This is a genomic window from Streptomyces sp. SID3212, assembly GCF_009865405.1.
Classification (GTDB): domain Bacteria; phylum Actinomycetota; class Actinomycetes; order Streptomycetales; family Streptomycetaceae; genus Streptomyces.
This window is the reverse complement of the sequence record NZ_WWJY01000120.1, coordinates 1-6,018: the sequence shown is the minus strand read 5'-3', so window position 1 is coordinate 6,018 and position 6,018 is coordinate 1. Positions and strand designations below refer to the sequence as shown.

The window sequence follows — 6,018 nt, the reverse complement described above, 5'->3', positions numbered from 1 at the left end:
GCCGCCGAGGTGAGTCCCGTGGTGTGCAGCCGCCCCTGGCAGAAGGCGGCCAGGTCCCGGGCGTCGCGGATCCGTCCCGCCTTGACGGCGGCCTCCGCCCCGCCGGAGTGGGCGTGGCCGCCGGCGGGGAACCGTCCGTCGGCGAGGACGAGCAGGGCCGCGGCACTCATCCGGTGCTCCTCTCGGCGGTCGGTCGGACGTCAGGACGGGCCGTCACGTCAGAACAGGAAGTACCGCTGCGCCAGCGGCAGTTCCGTGGCCGGGGCGGGCTCGACCGGTTCGCCGTCGATCGTCACGGTGAACGTGTCCGGTTCGACCTCCACGCGCGGCCGGGCGTCGTTCTCCCGCATGTCGGCCTTGCTGAGCCCCCGGGTGTTGCGGATGGGGACGAACTTCTTGTTGAGAGCCAGCCGTTCGGGCAGTCCGTCCGCGATCGCCGCCTCCGCGACGAAGTTGAACGACCCCGCCGCCGCGGCCCGGCCCAGCGCGCCGAACATCGGCCGGGGCAGCACCGGTTGGGGGGTGGGGATGGACGCGTTGGCGTCGCCCATCTGCGCGTACGCGATCTGCCCGCCCTTGATGACCAGTTGGGGCTTGACGCCGAAGAACGCCGGGTCCCAGAGGACCAGATCGGCGAGCTTGCCGGTCTCCACCGAGCCGATCTCGCCGTCGAGACCCTGGGCGACGGCGGGGTTGATCGTGTACTTGGCGACGTACCGCCGCACCCGGTGGTTGTCGGCGCGGCCGTCGCCGGGCAGCGCGCCCCGGCGCTTCTTCATCACGTGCGCGGTCTGCCACGTCCGCATGACCACCTCGCCGACCCGCCCCATGGCCTGCGCGTCGGAGGAGATGATCGAGATGGCTCCGAGGTCGTGCAGTATGTCCTCGGCCGCGATGGTGGAGGGCCGGATCCGGGACTCCGCGAAGGCCAGGTCGCCGGGCACGGCCGGGTTGAGGTGGTGGCACACCATCAGCATGTCGAGGTGTTCGTCGATGGTGTTGACGGTGTGCGGCCGGGTCGGGTTGGTGGAGCTGGGCAGCACGTACGGCTCGGAGACGACCGTGATGATGTCCGGGGCGTGCCCGCCGCCCGCGCCCTCGGTGTGGTACGCGTGGATCGTGCGGCCCGCGATGGCGGCGAGGGTGTCGCCGACGAACCCGGCCTCGTTCAGGGTGTCGGTGTGAATGGCGAGCTGGGCGCCGCTCTCCTCGCAGACCCGCAGGCACGCGTCGATCACGGCGGGGGTGGCGCCCCAGTCCTCATGGATCTTGAACCCGAGCGCCCCGCCGCGGAGTTGGGCGTGCATGGAGTCGCTCGACATGGTGTTGCCCTTGCCGAGCAGCCCGATGTTGACGGGGAAGGTCTCCAGCGCCTCGAACATCCGGGCGAGGTGCCAGGCGCCCGGGGTGACGGTGGTGGCCTTCGTGCCCTCGGCCGGTCCCGTACCGCCGCCGACGAGAGTGGTGACACCGCTCGTGAGCGCCTGGTCCACGATGGTCGGCGAGATGAAGTGGACGTGGGCGTCGATCGCGCCGGCCGTGAGGATCTTCCCGTTGCCCGCGATCACTTCGGTCTCGGGGCCGATGACGAGATCGGGGTGGACGCCGTCCATGGTGTCGGGGTTGCCGGCCTTGCCGATCCCGGTGATCCGGCCGTCCCGGATGCCGAGGTCGGCCTTGACGACGCCCCAGTGGTCGATGACCAGCGCGCCGGTGATCACCGTGTCGGGCGCCCCTTCGGCCCGGGTCGTACGGGACTGCCCCATCGACTCGCGGATCACCTTGCCGCCGCCGAACACCGCCTCGTCACCGGCGCGTCCGGGGCCGCCGCAGCGGTCCTCCTCCACCTCCACGAACAGCTCGGTGTCGGCGAGGCGGATCCGGTCGCCGGTGGTCGGGCCGAAGAGATCGGCGTACGCGGCGCGGGAGATGTCAGTCATCGAGGGGACCTCCGGTCTCGCCGCGCAGGCCGGGGACGACCCGCAGACCGGCGAGGGGGACGAGTGCGACGGCGACGGGGATACCGGGCTCGAAGCGCACGGCCGTGCCCGCGGCGATGTGCAGGCGCTTGCCACGCGCGGCGGCGCGGTCGAACTCCAGCCCGGGGTTGGCCTCGGCGAAGTGGTAGTGCGAGCCGACCTGGACGGGCCGGTCGGCGGTGTTGAGGACGGTCAGGCGGGTGACCTCGCGGCCCTCGTTGAGGACGACCGGCCCGTCGCCGTGCAGGATCTCTCCGGGAATCATCGGCGTCCCGCCCCTCAGACGATCGGGTCGTGGACGGTGACGAGCTTGGTGCCGTCCGGGAACGTGGCCTCCACCTGCACGTCGTGGATCATCTCGGGGATGCCCTCCATGACGTCGTCGCGTCCGAGCACCGCGCGCCCCGACTCCATGAGTTCGGCGACGGTACGGCCGTCCCTGGCGCCTTCGAGGAGGTGCGAGGTGATCAGCGCGACCGCTTCGGGGTGGTTCAGTTTCAGTCCGCGGTCCCTGCGCCTGGCCGCCACGTCCGCGGCCACATGGATGAGCAGGCGTTCCTGCTCGTGCGGGGTCAGTTGCACGCTTCCACCTCACAGTGTCGGCCCGGTGACGGCTCCAGGGTCCCTGGCACGTTAAGGCCGAAGTTTTTCGGGCGCGTTAACTGGAGCCCTCGACAGGGCCGTAGGAGTGAGTGCCGTATACAACGGCGCCGCGCGACGCCGACGCGGGCACCCGCCCCCTCCCGTCCCGCCGTCAGCAGTCCGTCGGCGACCCGTCAGGCGCCCGTCAACGGCCCGTCAGCGGCTCGTCAGCGGCCGTGGGGCGGCTCGTCGTGCTGCCCGCGCAGCTCGGCGGCGATACCGAAGCGCGCGCGTTCGCCCGGAGCGGACGGCAGGGTCCTGACCGACGTGACCGAGGTGATCACCTGCTCCTCGGCCGCCTCCTGCTCCCTCTCCAGTCGTTCCAGGTCAGCGGCGGAGACCAGCGCCACCAGCGGCTTGCCGTGGCGCGTCACGACCACCCGCTCGCCGCCGTACACGACGCGGTTGATCAGTTCCGCCAGCTCCGCCCGGGCTTGCGTCACCGGAATCTCGTAGGCCATGCTCCCCAGGGTACGGGACGTACGTCCTGTACATTTTTTACAGAAAGGGAGATCCGCGATGCCCGGCCTATCCGCCCGTTACGTCCTGCCGGAGTTCAACGAGAGGACGAGTCACGGGATCCGGACGCTCGATCCGTACTCCAAGCTCTTCGAGGAGCGGATCGTCTTCCTCGGCACCCCGGTCGACGACACGGCGGTCAACGACGTCATCGCGCAGTTCCTCCACCTGGAATACGCCGCGCCCGACCAGGACATCTGCCTCTACATCAACTCCCCCGGCGGCACGATCGGCGCCATGACCGCCCTCTACGACACGATGCGGACGGTGATGTGCGACGTGCAGACGACCTGCCTCGGCCAGGCGGCGTCCACCGCCGCCGTCCTGCTCGCGGCCGGCACGCCCGGCAAGCGGACGGCGCTGCCCGGCGCGCGGGTCGTGCTCCAGCAGCCGGGCGTGGACGAGCCCGTCCGGGGCCAGCCGTCCGACCTGATGATCCGGGCCGACGAGCTGCTGCGGACACGCGACCTGCTCGCGTCGCTGCTGACGCGCCACACCGGGCAGAGCGAGGAGCGGGTACGGGACGACCTGGAGCGGGACACGATCTTCGACGCCGCCGGGGCCCGGGCGTACGGGCTGGTCGATCACGTGGTGGGGACCCGCAAGATCTCCCTGGGCCCGGCGGGCGGGCGGTGACCGGCCGATGCTGCCACCGGAGCTGCCGCCGCTGCCCGCGCTGACCCGCGCCGAGGGGGAGTTCGTCGACGCCTTCCTCCAGGTGGTCGATCTGCTGGGGCGGATCAACCCGGCGCGCGAAAACCACACGTACAGCGCACTGCGTGCCGCCCAGGCGCTCCCCGCGCGCGCCGCCGAGCTGCGGGACGCCCTGACGACGATGCACGCCAGAGGGGAGACCGAGGTGCACGCCGGGACCCTGGCGCGGGCGCTGCGGGTGCTCGACGGGGAGCGCCGCGCGGAGCGCGTCACCATGCCGCCCGGACCCCCGGCTTGAGGGGGTGTTCCCGTACGGGCGCGTCCGTACGGGAAAGCCTCCCCCGTTCGGCGTAGGAGCGGACTGGACGACTACGGGGACGCGAGTTGCGCAAAGTGACCATAAGCGCAACGAGGGGTGACGTTCCGTCGCAGGTGCGGCCCCTCGTCGGGCACGCGCCGCCCGGGCGAAAACTCTCGCGTCCACCCGTATGGGTCAGACGTGATGAGATTCACATATCGTCGTTTCGCCTCGGAAATCCCTCTGATCCGCGTCAAGATCCCTGGGACGACAAGCCCCCGCCACCCACGGCGGGGCGGTCCGGGCGGACGCCGAGTCCTGCCGCCGCTCCGGATGCCTGGTCGACACGAGTGGATCGGCAGGAGTGGAGGACCCGAGCAGTACGGGCCGGCCCGCACATGGGTCGTCCCTCGGGGTGAAGCCGCTGCGGCGGCCGGGCCACTTCGCCGGCCCGAACCCGACAGGTCATCCTTCACAGGCGGCTGACGAAGGGTTGCGCATGACTGCGCAGGCACATGTCCCGTCCTTGTTCTCCCGGGCGGGGGCCGTCTCGGCCCTCACGCTCGCCGCGATCGGCGGTTCGCTGCTGGTGCCGGGCGCCGCGTCCGAGGCCCAGGCCGCGCCCCACGGGGCGACGGCGCTCAAAGTGGCGGCTTCCAAGAAGGGCTCGCCGTACAAGTACGGGGCCACGGGACCACGCCGCTTCGACTGCTCGGGGCTGACGGTCTATTCGTACAAAAAGGCGGGCAAAAAGCTGCCTCGTACGGCCCAGCAGCAGTACAACAAGACGCGCCACGTCTCACCGTCGGGCAGGAAGAAGGGCGACCTGGTGTTCTTCCACTACGGGAACAGGGTGTACCACGTCGGGATCTACGCGGGCCGGGGCAAGATCTGGCACTCGCCGAAGAGGGGCTCCGTGGTGCGGCTGGAACGCATCTGGTCCAGGAGCGTCTGGTACGGGCGGGTCCGCTGACGGGGCCGGGGCGGGAGACGGCGGGCCGGCTCAGGCGGTACGGGGGCGGGGACAGGGCCCTCGGAGCCGCAGGGGCGGACTCAGCGCCGCACCGGCACCGTCCAGGGCAGGGCGATCCAGACCGTCTTCCCGCCCTCCTCCGTGGGGGTGACGCTCAGCCGTCCGCCGCACTCGGCGGTCAGTGAGCGGATGATGACCATGCCGCGGCCGTTGTCCTGCTGCACCGCGGCGGGCAGCCGCCGCGGCCACCGCGGATGGCTGTCGGTGACGCCGACACACAGCCGCTCGTCGCGCTCCAGCCGTACCTCCACGGTGAACGTGGGCGACGTGCCGAAGGTGTGCTGGACGGCGTTGGTGGCCAGCTCCGAGACGATCAGCCGGACCGTGTCCGCCAGGTCGGCCTCGCCCGGCAGCCCCCATTCCACGAGAAGGTCCGCGACAAATCTTCGGGCCTCGGGGACGGAGGCCGCATCACTCGGCAGGGTGGCGGATGCTTCCTGATGGTCTGCCATGGCGACGCTGTCCCTTTCCCGCCGGGCCGGACTTCGGCACAGAATGCTGCGCCGGCGGCCTCGGACTGTGCTTCGCGCCAGAGTGCCACTTATCGTGCCGTTCGGGGCGCTGATCCACCGAGACATGTGGAATTCTGTCGCTCGAAGCGGTGAACTCTGCTACGTGAGAACGTATTTGAGGGCTCTTGTCCGGAGATCCGCGACCGGGCCCTGTACGGTCCGGGCGGTCTCAGCCGACCGGGGCCGCGGTGGCGATGATCGTCTCCACGGCCGCGTCGAGCTGACGGTACGTCATGTCGGCCCGGGCCGTGAGCCTGATCCGCGAGACGCCGTCGGTCACGGACGGCGGGCGGAAGCATCCCACGGCCAGGCCGGCGGCGCGGCAGTCCGCCGCCCAGCGGACGGCGGCCTCCGCCGAGGCCGCCCGGACCGACACCACGG

At 71.2% G+C, this 6,018-nt stretch carries 8 protein-coding genes, 2 pseudogenes and 1 riboswitch; of the genes and pseudogenes, 3 read left to right on the top strand and 7 right to left on the bottom strand.

Annotated features, from left to right (window positions below):
* From GT042_RS03575 to GT042_RS03555, 5 genes and pseudogenes are all read right to left on the bottom strand, one after another.
* Positions 1–170: pseudogene (locus tag GT042_RS03575) on the bottom strand (urease accessory protein UreF); the annotation flags it as partial.
* A 48-nt stretch (positions 171–218) separates the two neighbouring features.
* On the bottom strand, positions 219–1,940 hold the full coding sequence (locus tag GT042_RS03570) for an urease subunit alpha (protein WP_161307236.1): 1,722 nt from the start codon (positions 1,938–1,940) through the stop codon (positions 219–221).
* Positions 1,933–2,244, bottom strand: a complete 312-nt coding sequence (locus GT042_RS03565) for an urease subunit beta (protein ID WP_161307235.1) — start codon at positions 2,242–2,244, stop codon at positions 1,933–1,935. The genes GT042_RS03570 and GT042_RS03565 overlap by 8 nt, the downstream gene beginning before the upstream one ends.
* Before the next feature lie 14 nt (positions 2,245–2,258).
* Positions 2,259–2,561: an urease subunit gamma gene (locus GT042_RS03560; protein ID WP_161307234.1), complete on the bottom strand. Its 303-nt coding sequence runs from the start codon at positions 2,559–2,561 to the stop codon at positions 2,259–2,261.
* Between the two features lie 227 nt (positions 2,562–2,788).
* On the bottom strand, positions 2,789–3,082 hold the full coding sequence (locus tag GT042_RS03555) for a type II toxin-antitoxin system Phd/YefM family antitoxin (protein WP_161307233.1): 294 nt from the start codon (positions 3,080–3,082) through the stop codon (positions 2,789–2,791).
* A 58-nt stretch (positions 3,083–3,140) separates the two neighbouring features.
* Between GT042_RS03555 and GT042_RS03550 the strand changes: the two genes are divergently transcribed.
* From GT042_RS03550 to GT042_RS03540, 3 genes are all read left to right on the top strand, one after another.
* Positions 3,141–3,776 (top strand): ATP-dependent Clp protease proteolytic subunit, encoded by a 636-nt coding sequence (locus GT042_RS03550; RefSeq protein ID WP_161307232.1) that lies wholly within the window; start codon positions 3,141–3,143, stop codon positions 3,774–3,776.
* A 7-nt stretch (positions 3,777–3,783) separates the two neighbouring features.
* Positions 3,784–4,092: a hypothetical protein gene (locus GT042_RS03545; RefSeq protein WP_161307231.1), complete on the top strand. Its 309-nt coding sequence runs from the start codon at positions 3,784–3,786 to the stop codon at positions 4,090–4,092.
* A gap of 324 nt (positions 4,093–4,416) precedes the next feature.
* Positions 4,417–4,588, top strand: a riboswitch (cyclic di-AMP (ydaO/yuaA leader).
* A 3-nt stretch (positions 4,589–4,591) separates the two neighbouring features.
* A complete protein-coding gene (locus GT042_RS03540) occupies positions 4,592–5,065 on the top strand; it encodes a C40 family peptidase (RefSeq protein ID WP_161307230.1) in 474 nt (157 codons plus the stop codon).
* A gap of 80 nt (positions 5,066–5,145) precedes the next feature.
* Here the strand turns inward: GT042_RS03540 and GT042_RS03535 are convergent, their stop codons facing one another.
* Positions 5,146–5,577 carry an ATP-binding protein gene (locus GT042_RS03535; RefSeq protein WP_161307229.1) on the bottom strand — a complete coding sequence of 144 codons (432 nt, stop codon included), beginning with the start codon at positions 5,575–5,577 and terminating at the stop codon, positions 5,146–5,148.
* Positions 5,578–5,806: 229 nt separating this feature from the next.
* Positions 5,807–6,018, bottom strand: a pseudogene (locus GT042_RS03530) (8-amino-7-oxononanoate synthase); the annotation flags it as partial.

Coding starts and splice junctions, on each gene's coding strand:
- GT042_RS03555 (WP_161307233.1), bottom strand. CDS start 3,082: ATGGCCTACGAGATTCCGGTGACGCAAGCCCGGGCGGAGCTGGCGGAA.
- GT042_RS03565 (WP_161307235.1), bottom strand. CDS start 2,244: ATGATTCCCGGAGAGATCCTGCACGGCGACGGGCCGGTCGTCCTCAAC.
- GT042_RS03550 (WP_161307232.1), top strand. CDS start 3,141: ATGCCCGGCCTATCCGCCCGTTACGTCCTGCCGGAGTTCAACGAGAGG.
- GT042_RS03545 (WP_161307231.1), top strand. CDS start 3,784: ATGCTGCCACCGGAGCTGCCGCCGCTGCCCGCGCTGACCCGCGCCGAG.
- GT042_RS03570 (WP_161307236.1), bottom strand. CDS start 1,940: ATGACTGACATCTCCCGCGCCGCGTACGCCGATCTCTTCGGCCCGACC.
- GT042_RS03540 (WP_161307230.1), top strand. CDS start 4,592: ATGACTGCGCAGGCACATGTCCCGTCCTTGTTCTCCCGGGCGGGGGCC.
- GT042_RS03535 (WP_161307229.1), bottom strand. CDS start 5,577: ATGGCAGACCATCAGGAAGCATCCGCCACCCTGCCGAGTGATGCGGCC.